The organism is Streptomyces sp. bgisy159 (assembly GCF_057707805.1).
On the sequence record NZ_JBYIQX010000004.1, the window covers coordinates 1 to 26326 of the forward strand.

Sequence of the window (26326 nt, forward strand, 5' to 3'; positions counted from 1 at the left end):
CTGCAGTTTCCGGGGATATTTCCCGCTATCGCCCCTTCGGCCCGGTGGCTGAAAAGCGCCGGTGTGAATCAGGTCATCCCCGCCCCATCGCCCGGGTCAGGTCGATTTCGATCACCACCCGGGCCGGGTTGGGTGACGGCACCCGTCCGTACCGCTCCGCGTAGCGCCGCTCGGCCTCCGCGACCCGGTCCGGGTCGGTGTCCACCCGGGCGATCCCCTCCAGCGTGGCCCAGCGGCGCCCGTCCACCTGGCACACCGCCACCCGTGCCCCGGTCGGGCCTGCCGCCCGCACGTTCCCCACCTTCGTGCTCGCCTTGTTCGCGATCACCCGGGCCAGCCGTGCCCCGGGGTCGTAGGTCACCCCGACGGGTACCACGTGTGGGGTGCCGTCCGGGCGGAGCGTGGTCAGGGTGCACAGGTGTCTCTCCTGCCAGAAGGCGAGGTACGGCGCGTCCGGCGCGCCCGGATCCTGGGGATATGCGGCCATGGCCGGGAACTTATCCGCCGTACGGCCCCCATCTCCACCTTGAGCGGAATAGACTCAACTTTGTGTACGCTGTTCCAGTCAGTACTGGGAGACGCTGACGCCAGGAGGAGAGAGCGAACGTGGACGCCGAGCTGACCAACCGGAGCCGGGAAGCGATCAACGCGGCCGGCAACCGCGCCGTGACCGGGGGGCACCCCGATCTGACCCCCGCCCACCTGCTGCTGGCGTTGCTGGAGGGCCGGGAGAACGAGAACATCACCGACCTGCTCGCGGCCGTCGACGCCGACCAGGCCGCCGTGCGCGCCGGGGCGGAGAAGGTGCTGGCCGCGCTGCCCAGCGTCACCGGGTCCACGGTCGCGCCGCCGCAGCCCAACCGGGAGCTGCTGGCCGTCATCGCCGACGCCCAGGCGCGGGCCCGGGACCTCGGCGACGAGTACCTGTCCACCGAGCACCTGCTCATCGGGACCGCCGCCAAGGGCGGCCAGGCCGGCGAGGTGCTGGCGGCACAGGGCGCCACCGCGAAGAAGCTGCTCGACGCCTTCCGTGCGGCGCGCGGCGGTCGGCGGGTGACCACCTCCGACCCGGAGGGCTCGTACAAGGCCCTGGAGAAGTTCGGCACCGACTTCACCGCCGCCGCCCGGGAGGGCAAGCTCGACCCGGTCATCGGCCGCGACCAGGAGATCCGCCGGGTCGTGCAGGTGCTCTCCCGCCGCACGAAGAACAACCCCGTGCTCATCGGCGAGCCCGGCGTCGGCAAGACCGCCGTCGTGGAGGGCCTCGCCCAGCGCATCGTCAAGGGCGACGTGCCCGAGTCGCTGCGCGACAAGCGGCTGGTCGCGCTGGACCTCGGCGCGATGGTCGCCGGCGCCAAGTACCGCGGCGAGTTCGAGGAGCGGCTGAAGACCGTCCTCGCGGAGATCAAGGACTCCGACGGTCAGATCATCACGTTCATCGACGAACTGCACACGGTCGTCGGCGCGGGCGCCGGCGGCGACTCCGCCATGGACGCCGGGAACATGCTCAAGCCGATGCTGGCCCGCGGCGAGCTGCGCATGGTCGGCGCGACCACGCTGGACGAGTACCGGGAGCGGATCGAGAAGGACCCCGCGCTGGAGCGGCGCTTCCAGCAGGTGCTGGTCGCCGAGCCGAGCGTCGAGGACTCCGTCGCCATCCTGCGCGGGCTCAAGGGCCGCTACGAGGCCCACCACAAGGTGCAGATCGCGGACAGCGCGCTGGTCGCCGCCGCCACCCTCTCCGACCGCTACATCACCTCCCGCTTCCTGCCCGACAAGGCCATCGACCTCGTCGACGAGGCGGCCTCCCGGCTGCGCATGGAGATCGACTCCTCGCCCGTCGAGATCGACGAACTCCAGCGCGCAGTCGACCGGTTGAAGATGGAGGAGCTGGCCCTCGACAAGGAGACCGACGCCGCCTCCCGCGAGCGCCTGGACCGGCTGCGCCGCGACCTCGCCGACAAGGAGGAGGAGCTGCGTGGTCTCAACGCCCGCTGGGAGAAGGAGAAGCAGTCCCTCAACCGGGTCGGCGAGCTGAAGGAGAAGCTGGACGACCTGCGCGGCCAGGCCGAACGCGCCCAGCGCGACGGCGACTTCGACACCGCGAGCAAGCTGCTGTACGGCGAGATCCCGGCACTGGAGCGCGACCTGGAGGCCGCGTCCGAGGCCGAGGAAGAGGTTGCCCGGGACACCATGGTCAAGGAGGAGGTCGGCTCCGACGACATCGCCGACGTCGTCGCCTCCTGGACCGGCATCCCGGCCGGCCGCCTCCTGGAGGGCGAGACGCGGAAGCTGCTGCGCATGGAGGAGGAGATCGGCAAGCGGCTGATCGGCCAGCGGGAGGCGGTGCAGGCGGTCTCCGACGCCGTACGGCGCTCCCGCGCGGGCATCGCCGACCCGGACCGCCCCACCGGCTCCTTCCTGTTCCTCGGCCCCACCGGCGTCGGCAAGACCGAGCTGGCCAAGGCCCTCGCCGACTTCCTCTTCGACGACGAGCGGGCCATGGTCCGCATCGACATGTCGGAGTACGGCGAGAAGCACAGCGTGGCCCGGCTGGTCGGCGCGCCCCCCGGATACGTCGGCTACGAGGAGGGCGGCCAGCTGACGGAGGCGGTGCGCCGCCGCCCGTACAGTGTGGTGCTCCTCGACGAGGTGGAGAAGGCGCACCCCGAGGTCTTCGACATCCTCCTGCAGGTCCTGGACGACGGCCGGCTGACGGACGGCCAGGGCCGCACGGTCGACTTCCGCAACACGATCCTCGTCCTGACGTCCAACCTGGGCAGCCAGTTCCTGGTCGACCCGATCTCCACCGAGGCGGAGAAGAAGGAGCAGGTACTGGAGATCGTCCGGGCCTCCTTCAAGCCGGAGTTCCTCAACCGGCTGGACGACCTGGTCGTCTTCTCGGCGCTGACCAAGGACGAGCTGAGCCGGATCGCGCAGCTCCAGATCGAGCGGCTCGCCCGGCGGCTCGCCGAGCGGCGGCTCACCCTGGAGGTCACCCCGCAGGCGCTGGCCTGGCTGGCCGACGAGGGCAACGACCCGGCGTACGGCGCCCGGCCGCTGCGCCGCCTCGTCCAGACCGCCATCGGCGACCGACTCGCCAGGGAGATCCTCTCCGGCGAGATCAAGGACGGCGACACGGTACGCGTGGACCGCGTCGGCGACGGCCTGATCGTGGGCCCGGCGACCGGCAAGACGCTGTAGCGCCCCGCGCTACCGGCCCCCCGGCGCCGGTGGCGCGCCGGGGCGGCGGCCCCTGATTCCGCTGTCCGCCGTAAAGAACGGGTCGGGGTTGCCAGCCCCCGCCCCCTCTGGGGGAGGATGGCAAGCATCCGTACGAAGGGAAAAACACGGTGACCATCGACCCGTCCTCGATTCCGAACTTCGGGGGCCAGCCCGAGCCGCAGCCGCAAGGACCGGCGGGCCCCGTCGTCCCGGATCAGGACCTCGTGAAGCAGCTCCTCGACCAGATGGAGCTGAAGTATGTCGTCGACGAGGAGGGAGACCTCGCGGCGCCGTGGGAGCAGTTCCGTACGTACTTCATGTTCCGCGGCGAGAACGAGCAGGCGATCTTCTCGGTGCGCACGTTCTACGACCGGCCGCACAAGATCGACGAGAAGCCGCAGCTCCTGGAGTCCATCGACGACTGGAACCGGCGCACCCTGTGGCCCAAGGTCTACACCCACACCCACGACGACGGCACCGTCCGTCTGATCGGTGAGGCGCAGATGTTGATCGGCGCCGGGGTCAACATCGAGTTCTTCGTCTCCTCCACGGTCAGCTGGGTCCGCGCGGCCATCGAGTTCGACCGCTGGCTGGTCGAGCAGCTCGGCCTGGAGCAGGAGGTCAACGACGCGGAGCAGCCCGACGAGGGCGACGACAGCGAGTAAGGCCCCCAGCGGCCCGAAGAGGCGTGCGCGCGACTGCCGCCAGGCAGGCGCCGCACGTGCGGGAGAGCCCGGCCAGGGCCGTGATCACGCCGATCACGCGCCGCGGCCGGGCTTTCGCCGTACGGGCGGCCAGCGGCGGTCGAGCCTTGCGTCCGGTGCCGCGAAGACCGTCGTCCCGGTCCGTGGCAGCAAGACCGCGCACGGTCCGGCACCCGGCCTCGCAGCCTCCACCCGGACCGCCTTCATAGGCGAGTCGAAGGCCGGCGACCACCGTCACTGAGCCCGCCGGGCTCTGGTCACCGTCCACGCCCCGGGCTCACCGGGCCCCTGTCCACGAGGGCCCGGCAGGCCGCTGACCTCCCCAAAGAACCGGGGGAAAGAACTACCCGCCCACCCACCCTCCCCGGCCGCGAGGCCCGCGTCACCCGTCCGAGTGACCGGCTTGCAGGCGCGGGATCAGGGCGGTTACGTTCGCCGCGACAACCGCACACAGACATCGGCCCCCGGCCGGGACTGCAATCCCGATCGAGGGCCTGACCGATCAGGAAGAAGAGAGCTTCCCGATGGCTGACCCGCAGTCTAACGCGCCCCTGCGCGCCGCCGCCGGATCTCCGACCTCCGGCGTGATCCGCGTCCGCACCCGGCTCACCGCCGACTTCACCGTGATCTCCAACGCCCTCGCGCAACGGCGCGGCAGCGCGGTCACGGTCGGCGTCGCGGCGTACATCTCCTCCCTGCCCGACGGCCACCCCGTCACGATCACCGCCCTGTGCGAGCACTTCGCCGAGGGCGAGATCCTCATCTCGCGAGCGCTCAGGGAGCTGGAAGACGCCGGCTACCTGGAGCGCCGCCGGGAACGAACGCCCACCGGGCAGGTCCGTACCCGCACGTACTTCTACGACGTACCCGGCGGCGACCCGGATCCGGACGGGCCCCCCGAGCCGCCCGGACCGCGTCGGCCCCGGAGGCAACCCGCCGCTGCGGCGGTCCCACCCGCGTCCTCGGCTGTGCGGGAACCGGTGCAGGCGCCCGTACAGGCGAAGGAGGAGGCGGAGGCACCGGCCCCGCTCGCCGACGCCGACCCCCGAGCCGTCGCCGTACTCGCCGGCCTGCGCCGGGTCGACCCCCGCCTCGTCCTGACCGCGCGGGAGGTCGCCCGCCTCGCCCCGGCCGTCACCCGGTGGCTCACGGCGGGTCTCCTGCCTACGCAGATCACGGACCATCTCACCGCGCGTCTCCCGGACCACTTCCTGACCCGACCGGCCGGCATCCTCGCCTACCGGCTCAAGGAGACTCCCCTCCCCCTGCCCGCACTGGCCCGCGGCGCGGAACCCCCCGTGCGCCGGGCGGTCGTGCCCATGCGGAACTGCGACGGCTGCGACCGGGGATTCCGCACGGCGGAACCCGGCCTGTGCCGGGGCTGCCGGGAGAAGCGGGAACGCTCGGCCGAAGGCCGTCTCCGTGCGGCCGGCTGAGCCGGTGGGCGGGTGTGCGGTCGTCCCTCGGGTGGGAGACCCCTGGACCGGGTGGTCAAGGGGCGGTGGTACGCGGTGGCCAAGGCCCGGCCGGTGCGCCGGGGGCGCTGGCACTGGCAAGAGCCGGGCGTTGCCGGCGCAGCAGCAGCCCTCGGAGGGGGCGGGCCCTGTCGCTGGAGTGCGGCTTTCAGTTGCTGTCCGCGCATAGAAATCAGAGTGTAATCAGAGTACGGTCTGAGCATGAGTATCGCGCATTCGGCATTCGAATCGGAGTCCGTCTCGTTCACCGACCTGTCGCGGAACCCGAAGGCTGTCGCCGCCAAGGCCGCCGCCCTGGGACGCCTGCGTGTCACGCACCGAGACGCGCCCGACATGGTGTTGACGACGGCCATATACGCAGAACGTGCCGAGGAGAACCTGACCACCGCGTCCCGGCTGTTCCTTGCACTGTTGAAGCAGGACGACGGTGCCGAGTCGCTTTCGCTCGCGCTCCCCGAGGTGTTCCCGTGGGTGCGCCACCTGGACGCTGAGGAAGTCCGGGAATTCACTGTCGAGCTTCTGGAGGCGCTGTCCGACGCCGCTGAGCTGGGCGCCAGGGAGGCCGTGCACCGAGCGATCGTCTCGTGGCGGGCCACCGCCCGCATCAACGCCGACCCTGACCAGCTGAGGGAAGCGCTCCGTCCGCTCGGTGACGTCGACCTCGGCCCGGTCGAGGTGCACGAGTGAGCCCGAAGAAAGGCGATCGGGTCAGCGTCCCTCCGCTGAGTGGCTGGAACGTCATCCATGGGACGACGGAGGCGGCGACCGGTTGGGAGGAGCTGTGCCGGGTCGCGTTGCCGAACGCGCATCGCTGCCTGGAAGCCCTCCGTACAGACCCGCTGTCGCGCGCCAACTGGAACCGTCAGCACCAGCTACGAGGCAGGCACGCCACCAGGGAATGGAAGGGCTCCGAGCTGGAGCAGTGGGAGTACGAGATCACCAGCGGCGGTCGGGTTCGATACCTGGTCAGCCCGGAGACCGCGACCGTGATCCTGGTGTATGCCTCCCCGCGACACCCGAAGGACACCGAATAGTGGGCCTGGTCTCAAGGTCCCCACTCCCGCACGCGTTCTGCCTGCGAGGGCGGACGAGTTCCCTTGGTGAACATCGGTTCCGCCTTTCGCGTCGAAGCGCGGGCTCAGCTCCCGTCCGTCCAGTACCTCTGGAGTCTCGCAACCGCCTCCTCCTTGGTCATCCTCGCCACGGCGTCCTCGCCGACGCCCACGCGGTGAATGAGCAGATGCACCAGGTCGGCGGGAAGTGCCTCGCGTGGCGGCTCGGGAGCGCCCCGGTCAGGCAGTTCGCCCTGCTGTGCGCAGGCCCAGAACTCGTCCTCGGTGACGTCCAGTTGGTCCCGAAGGATGTGCCGCCACATGGCGGGGCCGTACGCCGTGCGGTCCACCGGGTGCGAGATTCTCGTTCGCAGGATCCTGCCGTCGTGCAAGGTGAGTTCGTAGGTCACATGATGGGTACCGGTGCGCCCGCGGGAATCCCGGACGCGTTCCCACTTCTCGACACGGCAGAAACGATCGTGGTTCTCACGGTCAGGCTGGGGCCAGGTCACTGTGGAGCACCCACCAGCCAGTCGCGCAGTTGTCCGTCCTCGCTGAGGGCGATCAGCTGTACCAGACCCCAGTTCTCCGCGTGGTTGGGGGCGACCCGCAGCCTGTCCTGCCAGTCTTCGGCATACTCACGCAGGACCTGGACCATCTCCCCTATCGCTTCATCGAACGTGGCCCCGTCGGCTGCCAGCGGCAGGCCGGGCAGAAAGACGGACCAGCCACCCGCCTCCGCGACCACCTCGGCCTTCGAGGGGCACACGAGCGACAGATAGTGGCGCAGTCGCTCGACGTCCACGACTGCCGAGCGGCCGGAGTCACGGCGTACGGTCGCTACCCGTCCCTCGTCGGCCGCGTCGAGGAGGTCCTTCAGATGTGCGCGCGCCTGGGTGTAGCTCTCGTAGTGCACAGCGGCCATGACCTGCCTCCTCGATTGTCCGGCCTCCCCAGCGTGCACCCCTCCTTCACGTACGTCAAGTACGTGAAGTACTTGACGTACGTGGGTGCGGATGCGGTGGCGGGAGGCGGGCTGCTCCAGAACCTCCGGGCCCCCACAGGGCTGCCACGATCTCCATCTGCTTGAGGACCAGGTCGACCGCCTCGCCCTCCTCCTCCGGCGGGTAGTCGAACATGGCCAGCATCTGGCGGATGCGGATGCGGGCGCGGAGCTCGGCCCGGACGGGTTCGCGGGAGAGCCGGTCGACGGAGAGAGTGTTCCGGATGTCCTTCACCCGAGTTCGGGCGATCCCGGCGAGCGTGTCCTGGCCGCCCTCCATCAACTCGGCCACTGTCGCGGTGTGCGACCGCGTCGTAGAAGGCCAGCTCGGCGTGGGCCGGCGGCGGGTCGAACTGCTCACCGCGACCGGCCTCCGCCGACACCTCCCGTGCCTCGGCCTCATTCGGGCGAAGGGGCGTGAGCTCACGGCGCCATGCGTTGCAGGCGGTCGGCGGCCTCGTGGAGGACGTCATCCTTCTTGCAGAAGGTGAAGCGTACCTGGCTGCGGCCGACGTCAGGATCGTCGTAGAACACGGAGTTGGGGATGGCGACGACGCCGCAGCGCTCGGGGAGGGCGCGGCAGAAGGCGAGGGCGTTCTTCTCGCCGAGGGGGCTGATGTCGGTGGTGATGAAGTACGTGCCCTGGGGCTGGTAGACCTCGAAACCGGCTGCCCGGAGGCCGTCGCCGAGCAGGTCGCGCTTGCGGCGGAGGTCGGCGCGGAAGCCCTCGAAGTACGCGTCCGGCAGGCGCAGTGCTTCGGCGATCGCGTACTGGAACGGGCCTGCGCTGACGTACGTCAGGTACTGCTTGGCGGTGCGGACCGCGGAGACGAGCGGGGCGCTCGCCGTGACCCAGCCGACCTTCCAACCGGTGAAGGAGAAGGTCTTGCCGGCGGAGGAGATGGAAACGGTGCGCTCACGCATGCCCGGCAGGGCCGCGATGGGGCGGTGCGTGCCTTCGTAGACCAAGTGCTCGTACACCTCGTCGGTGACGACGAGCAGGTCGTGCTCGATGGCGAGTGCGGCGATGGCGCTCTGCTCGTCGGCGGTGAGGACCATCCCGGTCGGGTTGTGCGGGGTGTTGAGGAGAAGGAGACGGGTCCGCGGGGTGATCTTGGCGCGCAGCTCGTCCAGGTCCGGGCGGAAGGACGGCGCTCGCAGGGTGAGCGGCACGCGCTTCGCACCGGCCATCGCGATGCAGGCCGCGTAGGAGTCGTAGAAGGGCTCGAAGGCGACCACCTCGTCGTCCGGTTCGAGGAGGGCGAGCATGGCTGCGGCGATCGCCTCGGTCGCCCCTGCGGTGACCAGGACTTCCGTGTCTGGGTCGAGGCTCAGGTCGTAGAAACGTCGCTGGTGGTCGGCGATCGCCTGACGCAGCTCCGGGATGCCCGGTCCCGGCGGGTACTGATTGCCGCGCCCGTCCCGCAGCGCTCGTACGGCCGCTTCCCGTACTGACTCCGGCCCGTCCGTGTCCGGGAAGCCCTGGCCCAAGTTGATCGCGCCCGTCGCTGTAGCCAGCGCCGACATCTCCGCGAAGATCGTCGTCCCGAGTCCGTCCAGCCTGCGGTTCAGCAGCGGCCTGCCGCTCATGTCTCCACCGTCCTCACCCGGGTATCCGTCGATCCTTCGGAGACCATCCTGGCCGATGCCCGGCAAGGCGTTCACGCGGCCAGCGTCCAATAGGCAGGTGAAAGAGCCTTGACCCAGCCGACCTTCCACCCGGTGAAGGAGAAGATCCTGCCGGCCGAGCTGATGGTTACCGGTGCGCTCGTGCACTCTTGGCGCAGCTCGTCCAGGTCCGGGCGGAAGTCCGGGGCGATCAGGGTGAGCGGTACGCGCCGTGCGCCGGCCATGGCGATGCAGACGGCGTAGGGGTCGTAGAAGGGCTCGAAGGCGATCACCTCGTCCCCGGGCTCCAGCAGCGCGAGCACGGCCGCCGCGATCGCCTCGGTCGCGCCGACGGTCCGTCGGGTCGCTGGGGCCATCCTGACGTATCGCCGCCGTCGCCGAGATGCCGCGCAGGACCGGCGCCGGGGTGGTGCGGGCGGGTCTGGCCGCTCCGCCGCCAAGCTCTGGAGTTCCTCAAGTGTGCTTTGGAGCGTGTGGGCGCCGGGCATCTCCTTGCCACGCACCGAGCGAGAGCCCACGGGGGGCCGCTTCGGGGGAATCGGAAGGAGGGTGGTGCCATGACCATCGGCATCGTCCTGGGTGTGGTGGCGATCGTGCTCGTGGTGGGCCTGGGTGTCGCCGCCGAGCGCCGCAACAGGCGCCGGCTGCGGCGCACCGGCCGGTATGCCGGCGGGCGGGGGTACGGCGGCGGCGCGAGCCGGTCCGGCGACGCCGGGGCCGGGGCCGCCGTGGTGGCGGCCGACGACAGCTGGTGGGCGGGGGACGGGGGCTCGTCGTCGAGCGACGACAACCGACACTCGGGTCACTCCGGCCACTCGGGTCACTCCGGCGACTCGGGTCACTCGGGTCACTCGGGGCATGGTTCGAGCCACCACTCCTGTGGCGGCGGTTCGTCGTCGTGCGGCAGCAGCTCCTCGTCGTCCTGCGGGGGCGGTTCGTCCTGCGGCGGGGGCGGCGGTGGATGCGGCGGAGGCAGCTGACGCGGGGCAGCCGAGCTCCGTCCGCCGACGCCCGCCGCGCCCCGCTCGCGGCGGGCGTCGCGTGCGCCGGGGTGTGCGCCTGGGCCGCGCGGCGCACGCCGTGTTTGAACAGTTGAGCTGAGGAGCCCTCTGAGGGATGGAAACCCCACGAAGTTGGGTAAAAACGCTGTGGTGGCGCCACAGTTCATGATTCCCTCTAAGTCACCAACGCAGCCCCTCGGAATCCTCTCGGACTCCACGGACGTCCCGCGCGGACGCCCTCCCCAGACCGGGCTGACCGGGGCCGAACTCCCGGTGTCGACCGGGGAGCGCCGGACCTACCCCTCTCCTTGTGTGCCTGCGGAGCCGATCCATGCTCACGACCCTGAACACCGCCTACACCGACACGCGCGCGGCCGACCTCGCCTGGGCCCTGGGGCGCGAGCCGCTGCCCGCCCTCGCTGCTCTCGATCTCGAACTGTCGGACGCGAAAGTGCAGTTGAGACTCCTCGGCGCGTCCCACCAGGTGCTCCTCCAGGAGGACCGGGGCAGTTGTTCGGAGACGGTGGCCTGCATCCCCGGCAGCAGCACCCCCCTTCCGCTCGGCGTGGCCAAGCGGGTCGGCGACTGGGAGTACGAGTTCGCCGCGCGCGTCGAGAGACTCTCGCCGAACTCCTTCGCCGGCCGCGCCCAGGAACTCCTCGCCCTCGTCTCCGACCACCCCAACGGCCTGGTCGGCGTGTTCCCGGGCAGCCCGCACGCCTTCACCGCGCTCCTGGTCCAGCGTCAGGGCGCGCAGGTGCACTGGCGTACGTGGCACGCGTATCCGCAGGACGGTCAACTGGTCGCGACGCGCACCCGGGTGGGCGTGCGGGTCGCGGCCCACGATGCCGAAGGGGCGGAGGTTTGACGGCCAAGCTTCACGCGTGTGGGTGACAGAGCGCCATGGTGCCGTGACGTAACGTCGCAGTCGTGATCGAGTCGCACGCCCCCGCCCCGCCCGGTGCTCCCCGCTCCTGGCGGGGCCCGGCCTGGCTGCCGGTGCGGCCCGCGACGGGGCGGTTCCTGGTCCTCGCCTGCGTCTTCGTGTGCGCCGCCTGCGGTCTCGTCTACGAGCTGGAACTCGTCGCCCTCGCCTCGTACTTGATGGGCGACTCGGTCACCCAGGCGTCGGTCGTGGTGTCCGTCATGGTCTTCGCGATGGGCGTCGGCTCGCTCGCCGCCAAACCGCTGCGCCGGTACGCCGCGGCCGGTTTCGCCGTCGTCGAGGTCGCCCTCGCCCTGACCGGCGGCTGCAGCGCCCTCGCGCTCTACGCCGCGTTCGCCTGGACGGCCGACTGGGGCGGCGCCTGGGCGCACGGCCCGCGCGTGCTGCTCGTCGCCTTCTCCCTCGCCATCGGCCTGCTCATCGGCGCCGAGGTGCCGCTGCTGATGGTGCTCATCCAGCGCATCCGACGCCAGGACGCGGGCGGCGCGGTCGCCGACCTGTTCGCCGCGGACTACGTCGGCGCGCTGGTCGGCGGGCTCGCCTTCCCCTTCCTGCTGCTGCCCCTGCTCGGCCAGCTCACCAGCTCCCTGCTGACCGGCGCGGTCAACGTCGTCGCCGGCGGCGCCCTGGTCCTCGGCCTGTTCCGCCGCGGCCTCAGCCACCGGGCCCGCTGGCTGCTGATCACCGCCAACGTCACCGCGCTCTGCGTGCTGGCCGCCGCCGCCGTCCTCGTCGACGACTTCGAGCGGGCCGCCCGGCAGGCGGTCTACGGCACCGACGTACGGGTCGCCCTGGACAGCGGCGTGCAGGAGATCGTGCTGACCGGCGGCACCGGCGGCCGGCCCCTCGACCTCTACCTCGACGGGCGGCTGCGCGTCGCCGGCCGCACCGAGCACCGCTACCACGAGGCCCTGGTCCGCCCGGCGCTCTCCGGGCCGCACGCGCGCGTGCTGATCCTCGGCGGCGGCGACGGGCTCGCCGCGCGGGAACTCCTCACCCGCCCGGACGTACGGCACGTGGACATCGTGGAGCGCGACGCCGCCGTCGTCCGGCTGGCCCGCACCGACCCCGCGCTGTCCCGCCTCAACGGGCACGCGCTGGCCGACCCGCGGGTGCGGGTACGGATCGCCGACGCGTTCGACCGGCTGCGGGCCACCCCCGCCGGGGCCTACGACGTCGTCGTCGCCGACCTGCCCGACCCCGGGATCACCGCCAGCACCAAGCTGTACTCCCAGGAGTTCTACGGCCTCGCCCGCCGCGCCCTCGCCCCGCGCGGGCGGCTCGTCGTGCACGCCGGGCCGTTCACCGCCCGGCCGCACGTGTTCTGGACGGTCGAGGCGACCCTGCGTGCGGCCGGTCTGCGCACCCGGCCGTACCGGGTCGGTGGCCGGGACGACGGCACCCCGGCCGGCACCGGCAGCACGGCGGACCGGCTCGGGGCGCCCCGCGACTGGGGGTTCGTCCTCGCCGGGGCGGACGCCCGGCCGGCCCTGCGCCTGGACCGGCCGCCGGGCACGCTCACCCAGGAGGAGCTGACGGACCCGCTCATCCGGGAGACGCCGCCGGGCACGCTCACCCAGGAGGAGCTGACGGCCGGCGGACAGGACGCGGAGGCGGCGCGGCCGGGCGGCGTACGGGCCTCCACACTGGTGTACCCGCGGTACTGAAAGCCCGTTTCCCGGGGTGCTTTTCCGGGCGCGCTGGGTAGGCTCCCCGACCATGGAGCAACAGGTGTTCGTAGCGGTCCCGCCCGACCGGCTGAGGTCCGCCCTCGCCGATCCCGCGCGGGTGGCGCGAGCGGTGCCCGGGCTCCAGCAGGACGCCGGGGCCGACGGGACGGTCGCCGGGCGGCTCAAGCTCCGGGCCGGCGGCCACAGCATCACGTACCGGGGCGAGCTGCGGGTCGGCGCCGCCGACGACGGCACCCGCACCCTCCGGGCCGACGGCACCGAGGCCCGCGGCACCGGCTCCGTCCACCTCGCCCTCACCCTCCGCGTGACCCCCGCGGACGGCGGCTCCACCCTCCACCTCGCCGGGACCGCGACGGCCGACGGCCGTCTCACCGAGCTGCCGGCCGACACCGTGGAGTCGACGGCGACCCGGCTGTTCCACCGGTTCGCGGAGAACCTGACCGAGGTGGCGGCGGAGGCGGGGGAGACGGGCGCGGACCGCCGGCCGGAAGAGGAGCGCCCGGCGACGGCGGAACCGCGGCCGGGCGGGGAGACCGGGCCGGGACCGGAGACCCCGGCGCAGGCCGACGCCGATGAAGCGCAAGCGGAGTCCGATGAAGCGCAGGCGGAGGCCGACGAGCCGCAGGCCGACGGGTCCGTGTTCGAGGCCGAGGTGCCGCCGCCCTCCCTCGGTCCGTCGGAAGAGGAGGACGGGTTCGACCCGCTGGAGGAGCCGCCCGCCGAGGCCGCGCACGCGCGCCGCACGATGATCGGGCGCAGCGCGGAGGAGGTCGACCACGCCCCGCCGCGCGGCCGCTACGCGCCGGTCCCCGCACCGCAGACGGTCGCCCCCCACTCCACCCTGCGCTGGGCCGCCCCGGCCGCCGCCCTGGTCGTGGCCTCGGCGATCGTGGTGGGCCGGGCGCTGCGGCGCCGTCGGCCGTGAGGCGCCCTTGATCACCCCAGTAGGGTCGTCCTGTGAGTAACGAAGACATCACGTTGACCGCGGGTGACGCGGAGGCCGTAGTGGAGGCGGGCAACGGCGGGCGGGTCGGCGCCCTGCGCGTCGGCGGGCTGGACCTGCTGAGGCGCGGGGAGCGGTTCGGGTGCTTCCCGATGGTGCCGTGGTGCGGCCGGATCCGGGACGGCCGCTTCCGGGACGGGGCCGTCGTGCAGCAGATGCCGCTGAACGCCCCGCCGCACGCCATCCACGGCACGGCGCGCGACGGCGCCTGGCGCGTCGCCCGGCGTGCGGCGGACGAGGCGGTGCTGACGTACGACCTGGCGGATCCGTGGCCGTACCCCGGCCGGGTCACCCAGGTGGTGTCGCTGTCCGGGTCCGCGCTGACGCTGACGACGGCCGTCGAGACGTACGACGACTCCTTCCCCGCGCAGATCGGCTGGCACCCGTGGTTCAACCGCGAGGTCGGCGGCGAGGCCGTCCGGCTGGACTTCGACCCCGCCTGGCAGGAGGAACGCGGGGACGACCACCTGCCGACCGGCAACCGCGTAGACCCGAAGCCCGGACCGTGGGACGACTGCTTCGGGATGCCCGGCGGCGTCGACGTCACCCTCACCTGGCCGGGGCGCCTGGAGCTGAAGGTGACCAGCCCCGAGAAGTGGGTGGTGGTCTACGACGAGCAGGAGGCCGCCGTCTGCGTCGAACCGCAGACCGGGCCGCCCAACGGGCTGAACACCCACCCGCGCCTGGTCACCCCGCTGGAGCCGCTGGAGGCCACGACCACCTGGCGCTGGCGCCGCCTTTAAGCTGACTGGCATGACGGACGTTCGCGGCGCGCTGCTGCAGCAGATCAAGGACAAGGCCGTGGTGCACGGCAAGGTGACCCTTTCGTCGGGTCTGGAGGCGGACTACTACGTCGACCTCCGGCGCGTCACCCTCGACGGCCAGGCCGCGCCGCTGGTCGGGCAGGTGCTGCTGGACCTGACCGCCGACCTGGAGTTCGACGCGGTCGGCGGGCTCACCATGGGCGCCGACCCGGTGGCCGCCGCGATGCTGCACGCGGCCGCCGCGCGCGGCAAGCGGCTCGACGCCTTCGTCGTCCGCAAGGCCGCCAAGGCGCACGGGCTGCAGCGCCGCGTCGAGGGGCCGGACATCACGGGCCGCCGCGTCCTCGTCGTCGAGGACACCTCCACCACCGGCGGCTCCCCGCTGACCGCCGTGGAGGCCGTGCGGGAGGCCGGTGCCGAGGTCGTCGCCGTCGCCACCATCGTCGACCGGGCGACCGGTGCGGCCGAAAAGATCCGGGACGGGGCCGGTGTGCCCTATCTCTTCGCCTTCTCGAAGGATGAACTGGGTCTGGACTGACGGGCCGCCGTGCCCTGGAATGTCCGGCGCGTGGACCATCCGCCCGGGTCTGGGAAGATGGGCCCGACGACGACGTCGCACGCAAGGTCCAGGTCAGGGCTGTAAGCACGTAGTACGCCAACCGCACATACAAGGAGCGGACAGATGCCCATCGCAACCCCCGAGGTCTACAACGAGATGCTCGACCGGGCGAAGGCAGGCAAGTTCGCCTACCCGGCCATCAACGTCACCTCGACCCAGACCCTGCACGCGGCACTGCGCGGCTTCGCGGAGGCGGAGAGCGACGGCATCATCCAGATCTCCACGGGTGGCGCCGAGTTCCTGGGCGGCCAGTACAGCAAGGACATGGTGTCGGGCGCGGTCGCCCTCGCCGAGTTCGCGCACATCGTCGCCGAGAAGTACCCGGTCACCGTGGCCCTGCACACCGACCACTGCCCGAAGGACAAGCTCGACGGGTACGTCCGCCCGCTGCTCGCGATCTCCGAGGAGCGCGTGCGGGCCGGCCGCAACCCGCTGTTCCAGTCGCACATGTGGGACGGCTCGGCGGAGACCCTCGCCGACAACCTCTCCATCGCGCAGGAGCTGCTGGAGCGCGCCCGCGCCGCCAAGATCATCCTTGAGGTGGAGATCACCCCGACCGGCGGCGAGGAGGACGGCGTCAGCCACGAGATCAACGACTCGCTGTACACCACGGTCGACGACGCCATCCGCACTGTGGAGGCGCTGGGCCTGGGCGAGAAGGGCCGCTACCTGCTGGCCGCGTCCTTCGGCAACGTGCACGGCGTGTACAAGCCGGGCAACGTGGTGCTCCGCCCCGAGCTGCTGAAGGAGCTGAACGAGGGCGTCGCCGCCAAGTACGGCAAGCAGTCCCCGTTCGACTTCGTCTTCCACGGCGGCTCCGGCTCCACCGAGCAGGAGATCGCGACCGCGCTGGAGAACGGCGTGGTCAAGATGAACATCGACACGGACACGCAGTACGCCTTCACCCGTCCGGTCGCCGACCACATGTTCCGCAACTACGACGGCGTCCTCAAGGTCGACGGCGAGGTCGGCGACAAGAAGACCTACGACCCGCGCACCTGGGGCAAGCTGGCCGAGGCGAGCATGGCCGCGCGGGTCGTCGAGGCCACGCGGAACCTGCGCTCGGCGGGCACCAGGATCAAGTAACGGATCGGGCAACCCATCGGGTAACTGATCGAGTAGCCGATCGGGCGACCGCCCCGCGGTCCTCGCGAGCCCGGCGTCCGTCCACTGTCGACGGCGCCGGGCTCGCTGTATACCTGGGGCATGCCCGATGTCAGGATCGGCTCCGCGCAGGGCAGGTGGATCCTGTTCACCACGATCCTCGGCTCCAGCATGGCCCTGCTGGACTCGACGGTCGTCAACGTGGCCCTGCCGAGGATCGGCCGGGACCTGGACGCCGACCTGGCGGCCCTGCAGTGGACCGTCAACGCGTACATGGTGACGCTGGCCGGGCTGATCCTGCTCGGCGGCTCCCTCGGCGACCGCTACGGCCGCCGGAAGGTCTTCGTCGTGGGAGTGGTGTGGTTCGCGACGGCCTCGCTGCTGTGCGGGCTGGCGCCGAACGCCGGGATGCTGGTGGCCTCGCGGGCGCTGCAGGGCGTCGGGGGCGCGCTGCTCACGCCGGGCTCGCTCGCCCTGATCCAGGCGTCCTTCCACGCCGACGACCGGGGGCGGGCGGTCGGCCTGTGGTCGGGGTTCGGCGGCATCGGGGCGGCCGTGGGGCCGTTCGTCGGCGGCTGGCTGGTGGACGGCCCGGGCTGGCGCTGGGTGTTCCTGCTGAACGTGCCGCTGGCGCTGGTGTGCGTACCGGTGGCGCTGCGGCACGTTCCGGAGTCCGGCGGCGACGGGGAGCGCGGCCGGTTCGACGTGCCGGGCGCGGTGCTCGGGGCGCTGGCGCTGGCCCTGGTGACGTACGCGCTGATCGACGCGGGGGACGCCCCCGCGGTCGCGGCGGTGACGGCGGCGGCCGGGGTGGTGGCCGGGGTGGCGTTCGTGGCCGTGGAGCGGCGCCGGCCGGACCCGATGATGCCGCTCGACGTGTTCGCCTCCCGCCAGTTCACGGCGGTGAACCTGGTGACGCTGTGCGTGTACGCCGCCTTCGGCGGCTTCTTCTTCCTCACGGCGGTGCAGCTGCAGGTGGTGGTCGGCTACTCGGCGCTCGGCGCGGGCGCGGCGCTGCTGCCGACGACCGTCCTGATGCTGCTGCTGTCGGCCCGCTCCGGGCAGCTGGGGGAGCGGATCGGCCCCCGCGTCCCGCTGACCGTGGGGCCGCTGCTGTGCGCGGCGGGCATGCTGCTGATGCTGCGCGTCGGCCCGGACGCCTCCTACGCCGCCGACGTGCTGCCCGCGCTGCTGGTGCTCGGCCTCGGCATGGTCACGTTGGTGGCGCCGCTGACCGCGACCGTGCTGGCCTCCGTGGACACCGCGCGCGCCGGGCTGGCCAGCGGCATCAACAACGCGGCGGCCCGCGCGGCCGGTCTGGTGGCGGTGGCCGCGCTGCCCCTGCTGACCGGGATGGGCCCGGAGGCGTACCGCGTGCCCGCCGCCTTCGACGCCGCGTTCGGCCGGGCGATGCTGTGGTGCGCCGCCGTGCTGGTGCTGGGCTCCGCCGTCGCCTTCACGACGGTCCGCAGGCCCGCGCCCGACTGCCTCCACCCCGAGTGCCGCAGCCACTGCTGGGTGACGGCACCGCCGCTGGAGAACGGGGAGCGGCCGGTGGACGACGACGGCCGGGCCGCGGGGGGCGGGGACCCGGCTCGCCCCGAGGGGTGGTGAGCCACCACACTGGGCGCATGGCCATTCACGAAAACCTTCTCGGGGGCCCGCCCCCGACCCACCTGCCCGACGACCCGGAGCCCCGTGAGCTGCTCGCCAGCGGCACCACGCCCGCCGACGTGGCCGCGAAGCACCCGACGTCCTCGCTGGCCTGGGCCCAGCTGGCCGACGACGCGTTCGGCCGGGGCAGCGTCGTGGAGTCGTACGCCTACGCCCGTACGGGATACCACCGGGGCCTGGACGCCCTGCGGCGCAACGGATGGAAGGGGCACGGCCCGGTGCCCTGGGAGCACGAGCCGAACCGCGGCTTCCTGCGCGCCCTGCACGCCCTCGCCCGCGCCGCACAGGCGATCGGCGAGCAGGAGGAGTACGAGCGCTGCTCGCAGTTCCTGAAGGACTCCTCGCCGACCGCCGCCCAGACGCTGGGCTAGCGGGCCTGCCGTCGCGGACGGGCCCCGGCCCGTCCGCGCCGTGAGGTCCGTCCGCCCGAGGACGGACCTTGCGGCACCCCGGGGTCATTGCGGAGGATGCCCCTGGGGACCGGGGCCCCCGTGCCGGCATCGGCAGGGGCGGACCGCTACCCGGAGTAACAACAGGAGACAGCGATGTCCCACGATGCTCACGAGGCCGAAGAGCCCGCGACTCCGCATCTCGACTTCGCCGGCACGACGCCCTACGAGGACTATGTCAAGGCGGACGTGCTCACCCACCTCCAGCACACCCTCTCCGACGATCCCGGAGAGATGGTCTTCCTGGTCACCACCCAGGTCATGGAGCTGTGGTTCACCGTCATCGTGCACGAATGGGAGACCGCGGCCGGTGCGCTGCGGCAGGACCGGGTGCCGGTGGCGATCGACGCGCTGAAGCGCTCCGTCCGCGAACTGGAGGCGCTGAACGCCTCCTGGAAGCCGCTGGGCCAGCTCACCCCGGCCCAGTTCAACAGCTACCGCTCGGCCCTCGGCGAGGGCTCCGGCTTCCAGTCGGCGATGTACCGCCGCATGGAGTTCCTGCTCGGCGACAAGTCCGCGTCCATGCTCGTCCCGCACCGCGGCGCCCCCCGCGTCCACGCGGAGCTGGAGAAGGCCCTGCACGAGCCGAGCCTCTACGACGAGGTGCTGCGGCTGCTGGCCCGGCGCGGCCACGCCATCCCCGAGGCGGTGCTGCGGCGCGACGTCAGCCGCCGCTACGAGCCGGTGCCGGAGGTGGAGGCCGCCTGGGCGGCGGTCTACTCCGGCGACCCGGACGCCGAGGCGGCACGCCTCGGCGAGGCGCTGACGGACGTCGCCGAGCTGGTGTGGCGCTGGCGCAACGACCACCTCGTCGCCACCCGCCGCGCGATGGGCGCCAAGGCCGGCACGGGCGGTTCCGCCGGCGTGGCCTGGCTGGAGAAGCGGGCCCGGAAGAACGTGTTCCCCGAGCTGTGGACGGCGCGGTCGTATGTCTGAGCCGACACAACTCGCGCTGAAGGCCGAGAAGCTGGACGCGGGCGACGAACTGGCGGGCAAGCGCGCCGAGTTCGTGCTCGACGACACCGTGTACCTGGACGGCAACTCGCTGGGCGCGCTCCCGGCGGCCGTCCCGGCGGCCGTGGCGGACGTGGTGCGCCGGCAGTGGGGCGAGCTGCGCATCCGCTCGTGGGAGGAGAGCGGCTGGTGGACCGCGCCGGAGCGGATCGGCGACCGGATCGCGCCGCTGGTGGGCGCGGCACCGGGCCGGATCGTCGTGGGCGACTCGACCAGTGTGAACGTCTTCAAGGCGGTCGTGGCGGCGGTCCGGATGGCCGGGGAGCCGGCGTCCGGACGGCGCCGGGACGAGATCCTCGTCGACGCCACGACCTTCCCCACCGACGGCTACATCGCCGAGTCGGCGGCCCGGCTGACCGGGTGCGCGGTGCGGCCGGTGACCCCGGCCGAGGTGCCCGGGGCGTTGTCCGGGCGGACGGCGGCGGTACTGCTCAACCACGTCGACTACCGCACCGGGCGGCTGCACGACCTGCCGTCGCTGACGGCCGCCGTGCACGCGGCGGGGGCACTGGCGATCTGGGACCTGTGCCACAGCGCGGGCGCCCTGCCGGTCGGGCTCGACGAGCACGGGGTGGACCTGGCGGTCGGCTGCACCTACAAGTACCTCAACGGCGGGCCCGGTTCACCGGCGTACCTCTACGTCCGCGAGGAGCTGCAGGACCGCTTCGACTCCCCGCTGCCCGGCTGGAACTCGCACGCCGAGCCGTTCGGGATGCGGCCCGGGTACGAACCGGCCGCCGGGGCGGTGCGGGGGCGGGTCGGCACGCCGGACATCCTGTCCATGCTCGCGCTGGAGGCGGCGCTCGGGGTGTGGGACGGAGTCCGCGTCGACGCCGTGCGCGCCAAGTCGCTGGCGCTGACGGACTTCTTCCTGGAGTGCGTCGGGCAGTACGTGCCCGACGGGCGGGTCGAGTCCCTCACGCCGGTGCGGCACGCGGAGCGGGGCAGCCAGGTGGCGCTGCGGTGCGCCGACGCCGGGTCCGTGATGCGGCGGCTGGTCGAACGGGGTGTGGTGGGCGACTTCCGCCGCCCCGACGTGCTGCGGTTCGGGTTCGCGCCGTTGTACGTGGGCTACGCGGACGTGGAGCGGGCGGCCTGGACGCTGGGGGAGGTGCTGGCGGCGTAGGGCACCGGTCGTCTGCCGTCTGCCGTCTGCCGTCTGCCGTCTGCCGTCTGCGGGGGTGCGGGGGCTGGTCGCGTGGTTCCCCGCGCCCCTGGAGGCCGTCCCGGGGTGGCGCAGGGGGCATGACGGCCCCTCCGGGCGTTCGTCGCGTGTACGGGCGGGTTGCACCCGCGCGTACACGGGCGGGTTACACCCTGTAGCACCCCAGGCGGCGTAGCGAAACCGCAGAACCGTTCCACCCTCACCGAGCGTGACATCCCCGTGTCCGCGCACGTCACCAGCCTGATAGCGTCCGGCCAACGGCCCGATCATCCGCAGGTCCGTTCCCCCTTCCGTCCGTCAATCATGTTGTGTCGTTGAGAGGTTGGAGCATGCCGGACGACGCCGCCGCAGCCCGGGCCGCCGCCGAGGAGCAGTCGGCCTTCTCGCACCCGCCCGTCGCCCCCGACGCCACCGCCGCCTACGGCGACCACCCCGACCAGGTCGTCGACTTCTACGCCCCGCGCGCCGAGACCGGCCGGGGCGGGCCCGCCGCCGTCGCGCCGCTGGTCGTCGTCCTGCACGGTGGTGCCTGGCGGGCGCCGTACGACCGGCGTCACGTGACTCCGTTCGCCGACTACCTGGCCCGGCGCGGCTACGCCGTGGCCAACGTGGAGTACCGGCGCGGCGGCGAGGGAGCCGCGGGCGCGGCCCCCGTCGCGGGCCGGTGGCCGGAGACCTTCGACGACGTGGCCGCCGCCCTCGACGCGCTGCCCGCGCTGGCAGGCCGGGTTATCCCGCAGGCCGACCCGCGCCGCACGGTCCTCACCGGGCACTCGGCCGGCGGCCACCTCGCGCTCTGGGCGGCCGCCCGGCACGTCCTGCCCGCCGACGCGCCCTGGCGCACCGACGGCCCGGCCGAGCTGCGCGGCGTGGTCGCGCTCGCGCCGATCGCCGACCTGACCGTGGCCGACAAGCTCGACGTGTGCGGCGGTGCCGTCCGCCAACTCATCGGGCAGCAGGCGGAGTTCGACGACCGGCGGCCCTACGCCGACCCCGCGCTGCTGCTGCCGACCGGCATCGCCACCACCCTGGTCCAGGGCCGCGCCGACCTCGACGTCCCGCAGGCCGTCGCCGAGTCGTACGCCGAGGCCGCGGCGAAGGCGGGCGAGGTGGTCGGGCTGACGCTGCTGGAGGACGTCGGCCACTTCCCGCTGATCGACCCGGCGGCGGACGCCTGCGCTGTGGTCGCGGAGGAGATCGCCCAGCTGGCCTGGTGAGCCCGAAGGGGCAGGCGCCCGGGGCCCCGTGGACCTTGCTGGACCAGACCGCCCGACGGCTGGACCGGCTCGCCGGTGGTCCCCCCTGGTCAACGGCTCCTCGCCCGGCTAGCGTCCGGCCATGGCAGCCTTCGACCCCTGGGACCCGGCGTTCCTCGCCGACCCGTGCCCCGCCTACGCCGAACTGCGCGCCCGGGGCCGGGTGATCCACTACGAGCCCACCGACCAGTGGCTCGTACCGCACCACGCGGACGTCTCCGCGCTGCTGCGGGACCGTCGGCTCGGCCGGACCTACCGGCACCGGTTCACCCACGAGGAGTTCGGCCGGACGGCGCCGCCCCCGGCGCACGAGCCGTTCCACACCCTCAACGACCACGGGATGCTCGACCTGGAGCCGCCGGACCACACCCGGATCCGGCGCCTGGTCTCCAAGGCGTTCACGCCGCGCACGGTGGAACGGCTCAAGCCGTACGTGGAGCGGCTGGCCGGTGAGCTGGTCGACCGGCTGGTGACGGCGGGCGGGGGCGACCTGCTCACCGATGTCGCCGAGCCGCTGCCGGTCGCCGTGATCGCCGAGATGCTCGGGGTCCCGGAGGCGGACCGGCCGCTGCTGCGGCCCTGGTCGGCCGACATCTGCGGCATGTACGAGCTGAACCCGTCACCGGAGACCGCCGACCGGGCGGTGCGAGCCTCGGTCGAGTTCACCGCCTACCTGCGGGAACTGATCGCCGCCCGGCGCACGGAGCCCGGCGACGACCTGATCTCCGGGCTCATCGCGGCGCACGACGACGAGGACCGGCTGACCGAGCAGGAGATGATCTCCACGGCCGTGCTGCTCCTGAACGCCGGGCACGAGGCCACCGTGAACGCCACCGTCAACGGCTGGTACGCCCTCTTCCGCAACCCCGGGCAGCTGGCCGCCCTGCGCGCCGACCACTCCCTGATCCCGACGGCGGTCGAGGAGCTGATGCGCTACGACACCCCGCTGCAGCTCTTCGAGCGCTGGGTGCTGGACGACATCGAGATCGACGGGACCGTCGTCCCGCGCGGCGCCGAGGTCGCCCTGCTCTTCGGCTCCGCCAACCACGACCCCGCCGTGTTCCGGGAACCGGGGCGCCTCGACCTCGCCCGCGAGGACAACCCGCACATCTCCTTCTCCGCCGGCATCCACTACTGCCTCGGCGCGCCTCTGGCCCGCATGGAGCTGACGGCGTCGATGAACGCGCTGCTGCGCAAGGCCCCGACCCTGTCCCTGGTGACGGAACCGGACCGCAAGCCGAACTTCGTGATCCGCGGGCTGGAGGGGCTGCGGGTCGTGGTGGTGTGATCACCCGTTCGGTGGCTCGTCCGGTCGATTCCGCTGCGGGCCGCAGATGGCCCGGCAAGCTGGTGCCTGCCTGCGGAGGGAGGCACCATGACGGTTATGGCAGAGTGCGCGTCGTCTCAGTTGTCGGTAGACACGTTCGAGCGGATCGCAGAATTCACCGAGCACGAGGACGAGACCGTCAGGTTGGAGTTCATCGACGGACGGATCGGCCTCAAGAAGGTGACTGACAGTAATCACGGTGCGATCGTCATGTGGCTGATCCGCCAGTGCATGCAGGCCCGGCCCGAGTTCGACCTGAATCCCACACAGGGGCTCAAGGCCGAGGCCTATCGCAATGGCCGAGCGAGGCCTGACGCTGTGCTCGCCCCCGTCGACCACTTCGTTGGCCAAGGCAACTGGGCCAACCCCGACGGAGTTCTCATGGCGGTCGAGATCACGTCGCACGATTCGGACACGCACAACCGTGACCGCGTGGAGAAGCCTCGCGCCTACGCGCAGGCGCGAATCCCGGTGTACCTGCTCGTCGACCGGGACAACCGCGCGGTACTCGTGCACAGTGATCCGTCTTCGGAGGGGCGATACCGGGACATCCACACGGTGGCGATCGGCGGCAGGATCAAACTGCCCGAGCCGGTCGACATCACACTCGACACCGAGGGGCTCGGAAAGTACGTCGACTGAGCCCCTCAGACCCCCACATCCCGCCGCCCCAGCCCCGCCAGCCCGGCGGCCAGCAGCAGTGCCGTCAGACCCAGGAGCACCGCCACCGGGCCCCACGCCATCTCGCCGCCCGGCAGCTTGGGCAGGTGACCGAAGGGCGAGAGGTCGAGGACCCTCCGGGGAAGATTCAGGGCCGGGCCGATCCAGCCCAGCAGGAGCACCGCCCCGGCGACGGCCCACGCGGCGGGCGACAGGCGCGGGGCGAGGCCGTGCAGGAGGACCGCGACGGCGCCGATCAGCCAGACGGCGGGGAGCTGGACCAGGCAGGCCGCCAGCAGCGGGCCGGTCCGCCCGCCGTGGCCGGCCGCGAGTCCCAGCCCGGCCAGCAGCATGATCCAGGCCGCGCCGCCGAACGCCACCGCCAGATGCCCCGCCGCCCACGGCAGCCGCCCGACCGCGTTGGCGAGGACCGGCTCGGCCCGCCCCGACGTCTCCTCCGCGTGCAGCCGCAGCACCGACGACACGATGTACAGGGCGGCGACCAGACCCAGCATCCCGGCCATCGACGCGAGGAACGCGTCCTCCAGCCCGCTCTGCCCGCCCATCCGCTCGAAGATCTCCCGGGTGCGCTCGTTGTCGCCGACGAGGTCGGCCACGCCGTCCGCCAGCCCGCCGTACACCACCCCCGCGGCGAGGAAACCCACCGACCAGCCGAGCACCGCCCCGCGCTGCAGCCGCCAGGCCAGCGCGCCCGCCGTGCCGAGGCGTCCGGTCGCCGGGCCCGGCCGGGTCGGCAGGAAGCTCATGCCGACGTCCCGCCGCCCCGCCAGCGCGTACGCCACCGCGCCCTGCGCGGCGATCGCCGCCGCGAACAGCCCCAGCACCCACCAGCGCTCGCCGGCGAAGGCCCGCAGGTTCGCCAGCCAGCCCAGCGGTGACAGCCAGGTCAGCGGCGACGAGCCGTCGTCCGTGGCCGCGTCGCCCGCCGCGCGCAGCGCGAACGCCAGGCCCAGCAGCGCCGCCGTCAGGCCGCGGGCCAGCCGGGCGCTCTCCGTGAGCTGCGCGAGGACCGCCGCCGCCGTGGCGAAGAGCATCCCCACGGCGGCCAGCCCGAGCCCGAGCGCCAGCGCCCCGGAGGCTCCCTGACCGGCGAGGCCGGCCGTCACCAGCACCGCCAGCGCCGCGTTCGGCACGGCCGCCGCCAGCAGGGCCGCCGTCAGCGCCGCCCGCCGGCCGACCGCCCCGGACGCGATCAGCTCCTGCCGCCCGCTCTCCTCCTCGTCCCGGGTGTGCCGTACGACGACCAGCAGACCGGCCGCCGCCGCCAGCAGGCCCGCGTACACGCCGACCCGCCAGGCCGTCAGCGCGCCCAGCGAGTCGTCGAAGACCGGGCCGATCAGGGCGCGGAAGGAGGAGTTGGCCGCCACCTGCCGCAGCAGGTCGGCGCGGTCGGCCGGGGTGGCGTACACGCCGCGCAGGGTGCTCGGCATGGTCAGCACCATGGCGGCGGTGACCGCCACCCAGGCCGGGATCATCACCCGGTCGCGGCGCAGCGCGAACCGCAGGAGGGTGCCGGTGGCGGTGAGCTGGGTCATCGCGCGACCTCGTCCCGCTCGTCGCGCCCGTTCTGCCCGTCCTGCCCCTCGGGTCCGTCCCGCTCGTCCCGGTAGTGGCGCAGGAACAGTTCCTCCAGCGTGGGTGGCGTCGAGGTCAGGGACCGTACGCCGGACCGGCTCAACTGGCGTAGGACGGCGTCCAGTTCGCCGGTGTCCACCTGAAGGCGGACCCGGTGGCCCTGGATGTCGAGGTCGTGCACCCCGGGCAGGTGCGCCAACCCGTTCGGCGGTCCGGCGAGTTCGGCCGACACGCTGGTCCGGGTCAGGTGGCGCAGGTCGGCGAGGGAGCCCGACTCGACCGTGCGGCCCCGGCGGATGATGCTGACCCGGTCGCACAGCTCCTCCACCTCGCTGAGGATGTGCGAGGAGAGCAGGACGGTACGGCCGCGCTCGCGCTCCTCGGCCACACAGCGCTGGAACACCGCCTCCATCAGCGGGTCCAGACCGGAGGTCGGCTCGTCCAGGACCAGCAGGTCGACGTCCGAGGCGAACGCGGCGACCAGGGCGACCTTCTGGCGGTTGCCCTTGGAGTAGGTGCGGCCCTTCTTCGTCGGGTCCAGCTCGAAGCGGTCGATCAGCTCGGCGCGCCGCCGCTCGTCCAGGCCCCCGCGCAGCCTGCCGTACAGGTCGATGACCTCGCCGCCGGAGAGGTTGCGCCACAGGGTGACGTCGCCGGGGACGTACGCGATACGGCGGTGCAGCTCCACCGCGTCCCGCCAGGGGTCGCCGCCGAGCACCCGCGCGGTGCCGGCGTCGGCGCGCAGCAGGCCGAGCAGGACCCGGATGGCGGTGGACTTGCCGGCCCCGTTGGGCCCGAGGAAGCCGTGCACCTCGCCGGCGCGGACGTCCAGGTCGAGCCCGTCGAGGGCGCGGGTGGCGCCGAACGCCTTGTGCAGGCCCGACACCGCGATTGCTGTGGTCATGTTTCGGAACGTACACTTACTTCAGAAATTTGTGAAGATAAGGAAGTGAGTGAACCGTCGTTAGG

The 26326-nt window shown here is 72.6% G+C and carries 27 protein-coding genes; 19 read left to right on the forward strand and 8 right to left on the reverse strand.

The features are described 5' to 3' along the window. Positions 1-73: 73 nt before the first annotated feature. Positions 74-487 carry a pyridoxamine 5'-phosphate oxidase family protein gene (locus tag AC3ET3_RS05570; RefSeq protein WP_432135033.1) on the reverse strand — a complete coding sequence of 138 codons (414 nt, stop codon included), beginning with the start codon at positions 485-487 and terminating at the stop codon, positions 74-76. A 119-nt stretch (positions 488-606) separates the two neighbouring features. Between AC3ET3_RS05570 and clpB the strand changes: the two genes are divergently transcribed. The 5 genes from clpB to AC3ET3_RS05595 all read left to right on the forward strand — a co-directional run bounded on the left by clpB (position 607) and on the right by AC3ET3_RS05595 (position 6438). Then, positions 607-3204: an ATP-dependent chaperone ClpB gene (gene clpB / locus AC3ET3_RS05575; RefSeq protein ID WP_435611718.1), complete on the forward strand. Its 2598-nt coding sequence runs from the start codon at positions 607-609 to the stop codon at positions 3202-3204. Between the two features lie 149 nt (positions 3205-3353). After that, positions 3354-3890 (forward strand): type III secretion system chaperone family protein, encoded by a 537-nt coding sequence (locus AC3ET3_RS05580; protein WP_432135035.1) that lies wholly within the window; start codon positions 3354-3356, stop codon positions 3888-3890. A gap of 563 nt (positions 3891-4453) precedes the next feature. After that, on the forward strand, positions 4454-5365 hold the full coding sequence (locus AC3ET3_RS05585; RefSeq protein ID WP_432135036.1) for a hypothetical protein: 912 nt from the start codon (positions 4454-4456) through the stop codon (positions 5363-5365). Between the two features lie 240 nt (positions 5366-5605). Beyond that, a complete protein-coding gene (locus AC3ET3_RS05590; protein ID WP_432155920.1) occupies positions 5606-6091 on the forward strand; it encodes a prevent-host-death family protein in 486 nt (161 codons plus the stop codon). Beyond that, positions 6088-6438 carry a hypothetical protein gene (locus tag AC3ET3_RS05595; RefSeq protein ID WP_435611719.1) on the forward strand — a complete coding sequence of 117 codons (351 nt, stop codon included), beginning with the start codon at positions 6088-6090 and terminating at the stop codon, positions 6436-6438. The genes AC3ET3_RS05590 and AC3ET3_RS05595 overlap by 4 nt, the downstream gene beginning before the upstream one ends. A gap of 104 nt (positions 6439-6542) precedes the next feature. Here the strand turns inward: AC3ET3_RS05595 and AC3ET3_RS05600 are convergent, their stop codons facing one another. The 5 genes from AC3ET3_RS05600 to AC3ET3_RS05620 form a co-directional block, all read right to left on the reverse strand. Further along, positions 6543-6848, reverse strand: coding sequence for a cytotoxic translational repressor of toxin-antitoxin stability system (locus AC3ET3_RS05600; RefSeq protein ID WP_435611720.1), 306 nt, complete (start codon positions 6846-6848; stop codon positions 6543-6545). Between the two features lie 116 nt (positions 6849-6964). Next, complete coding sequence (locus AC3ET3_RS05605) at positions 6965-7381, reverse strand: prevent-host-death protein (RefSeq protein ID WP_386019102.1); 417 nt, start codon at positions 7379-7381, stop codon at positions 6965-6967. Between the two features lie 55 nt (positions 7382-7436). Next, a complete protein-coding gene (locus tag AC3ET3_RS05610; protein WP_435611721.1) occupies positions 7437-7751 on the reverse strand; it encodes a type I restriction enzyme endonuclease domain-containing protein in 315 nt (104 codons plus the stop codon). Positions 7752-7882: 131 nt separating this feature from the next. Beyond that, on the reverse strand, positions 7883-9049 hold the full coding sequence (locus tag AC3ET3_RS05615; protein WP_435611722.1) for a pyridoxal phosphate-dependent aminotransferase: 1167 nt from the start codon (positions 9047-9049) through the stop codon (positions 7883-7885). Positions 9050-9120: 71 nt separating this feature from the next. After that, positions 9121-9444, reverse strand: a complete 324-nt coding sequence (locus AC3ET3_RS05620; protein ID WP_435611723.1) for an aminotransferase class I/II-fold pyridoxal phosphate-dependent enzyme — start codon at positions 9442-9444, stop codon at positions 9121-9123. 201 nt (positions 9445-9645) lie between these two features. On the opposite strand from AC3ET3_RS05620, the gene AC3ET3_RS05625 reads away from it, so the two are divergent. The 14 genes from AC3ET3_RS05625 (at position 9646) to AC3ET3_RS05690 (ending at position 23743) form a co-directional block, all read left to right on the forward strand. Next, positions 9646-10068, forward strand: a complete 423-nt coding sequence (locus AC3ET3_RS05625; RefSeq protein ID WP_432135042.1) for a hypothetical protein — start codon at positions 9646-9648, stop codon at positions 10066-10068. A gap of 352 nt (positions 10069-10420) precedes the next feature. Beyond that, the gene (locus tag AC3ET3_RS05630) at positions 10421-10957 is read left to right on the forward strand and encodes a DUF2617 family protein (RefSeq protein WP_435611724.1); all 537 of its coding nucleotides are present in this window, start codon (positions 10421-10423) and stop codon (positions 10955-10957) included. 62 nt (positions 10958-11019) lie between these two features. Continuing rightward, positions 11020-12702, forward strand: a complete 1683-nt coding sequence (locus tag AC3ET3_RS05635) for a polyamine aminopropyltransferase (RefSeq protein ID WP_435611725.1) — start codon at positions 11020-11022, stop codon at positions 12700-12702. 52 nt (positions 12703-12754) lie between these two features. Continuing rightward, entirely contained in the window at positions 12755-13651 is an 897-nt protein-coding gene (locus AC3ET3_RS05640; RefSeq protein WP_435611726.1) for an SRPBCC family protein, read from the forward strand. A 32-nt stretch (positions 13652-13683) separates the two neighbouring features. After that, on the forward strand, positions 13684-14472 hold the full coding sequence (locus AC3ET3_RS05645; RefSeq protein WP_435611727.1) for an aldose epimerase family protein: 789 nt from the start codon (positions 13684-13686) through the stop codon (positions 14470-14472). Positions 14473-14482: 10 nt separating this feature from the next. Beyond that, the gene (pyrE, locus tag AC3ET3_RS05650) at positions 14483-15031 is read left to right on the forward strand and encodes an orotate phosphoribosyltransferase (protein WP_432135047.1); all 549 of its coding nucleotides are present in this window, start codon (positions 14483-14485) and stop codon (positions 15029-15031) included. Positions 15032-15175: 144 nt separating this feature from the next. After that, positions 15176-16198: a class II fructose-bisphosphate aldolase gene (fbaA, locus tag AC3ET3_RS05655; protein WP_432135048.1), complete on the forward strand. Its 1023-nt coding sequence runs from the start codon at positions 15176-15178 to the stop codon at positions 16196-16198. A 120-nt stretch (positions 16199-16318) separates the two neighbouring features. Further along, on the forward strand, positions 16319-17830 hold the full coding sequence (locus AC3ET3_RS05660; RefSeq protein ID WP_435611728.1) for an MFS transporter: 1512 nt from the start codon (positions 16319-16321) through the stop codon (positions 17828-17830). A 17-nt stretch (positions 17831-17847) separates the two neighbouring features. Beyond that, on the forward strand, positions 17848-18261 hold the full coding sequence (locus AC3ET3_RS05665; RefSeq protein WP_432135050.1) for a DUF3151 domain-containing protein: 414 nt from the start codon (positions 17848-17850) through the stop codon (positions 18259-18261). 174 nt (positions 18262-18435) lie between these two features. Next, positions 18436-19275: a tryptophan 2,3-dioxygenase family protein gene (locus tag AC3ET3_RS05670; RefSeq protein WP_432135051.1), complete on the forward strand. Its 840-nt coding sequence runs from the start codon at positions 18436-18438 to the stop codon at positions 19273-19275. After that, positions 19268-20479 (forward strand): kynureninase, encoded by a 1212-nt coding sequence (gene kynU, locus AC3ET3_RS05675; protein ID WP_432135052.1) that lies wholly within the window; start codon positions 19268-19270, stop codon positions 20477-20479. The genes AC3ET3_RS05670 and kynU overlap by 8 nt, the downstream gene beginning before the upstream one ends. A gap of 368 nt (positions 20480-20847) precedes the next feature. Next, complete coding sequence (locus AC3ET3_RS05680) at positions 20848-21735, forward strand: alpha/beta hydrolase (protein ID WP_435611729.1); 888 nt, start codon at positions 20848-20850, stop codon at positions 21733-21735. A gap of 121 nt (positions 21736-21856) precedes the next feature. Beyond that, entirely contained in the window at positions 21857-23062 is a 1206-nt protein-coding gene (locus AC3ET3_RS05685) for a cytochrome P450 (protein ID WP_432135054.1), read from the forward strand. Positions 23063-23149: 87 nt separating this feature from the next. Next, positions 23150-23743, forward strand: coding sequence for a Uma2 family endonuclease (locus tag AC3ET3_RS05690; protein WP_432135055.1), 594 nt, complete (start codon positions 23150-23152; stop codon positions 23741-23743). 5 nt (positions 23744-23748) lie between these two features. Here the strand turns inward: AC3ET3_RS05690 and AC3ET3_RS05695 are convergent, their stop codons facing one another. Then, positions 23749-25317, reverse strand: a complete 1569-nt coding sequence (locus AC3ET3_RS05695; RefSeq protein WP_435611730.1) for an ABC transporter permease — start codon at positions 25315-25317, stop codon at positions 23749-23751. Further along, entirely contained in the window at positions 25314-26261 is a 948-nt protein-coding gene (locus tag AC3ET3_RS05700) for an ABC transporter ATP-binding protein (protein WP_432155928.1), read from the reverse strand. Before AC3ET3_RS05700 ends, AC3ET3_RS05695 begins: the two co-directional genes overlap by 4 nt. Positions 26262-26326 lie beyond the last annotated feature (65 nt).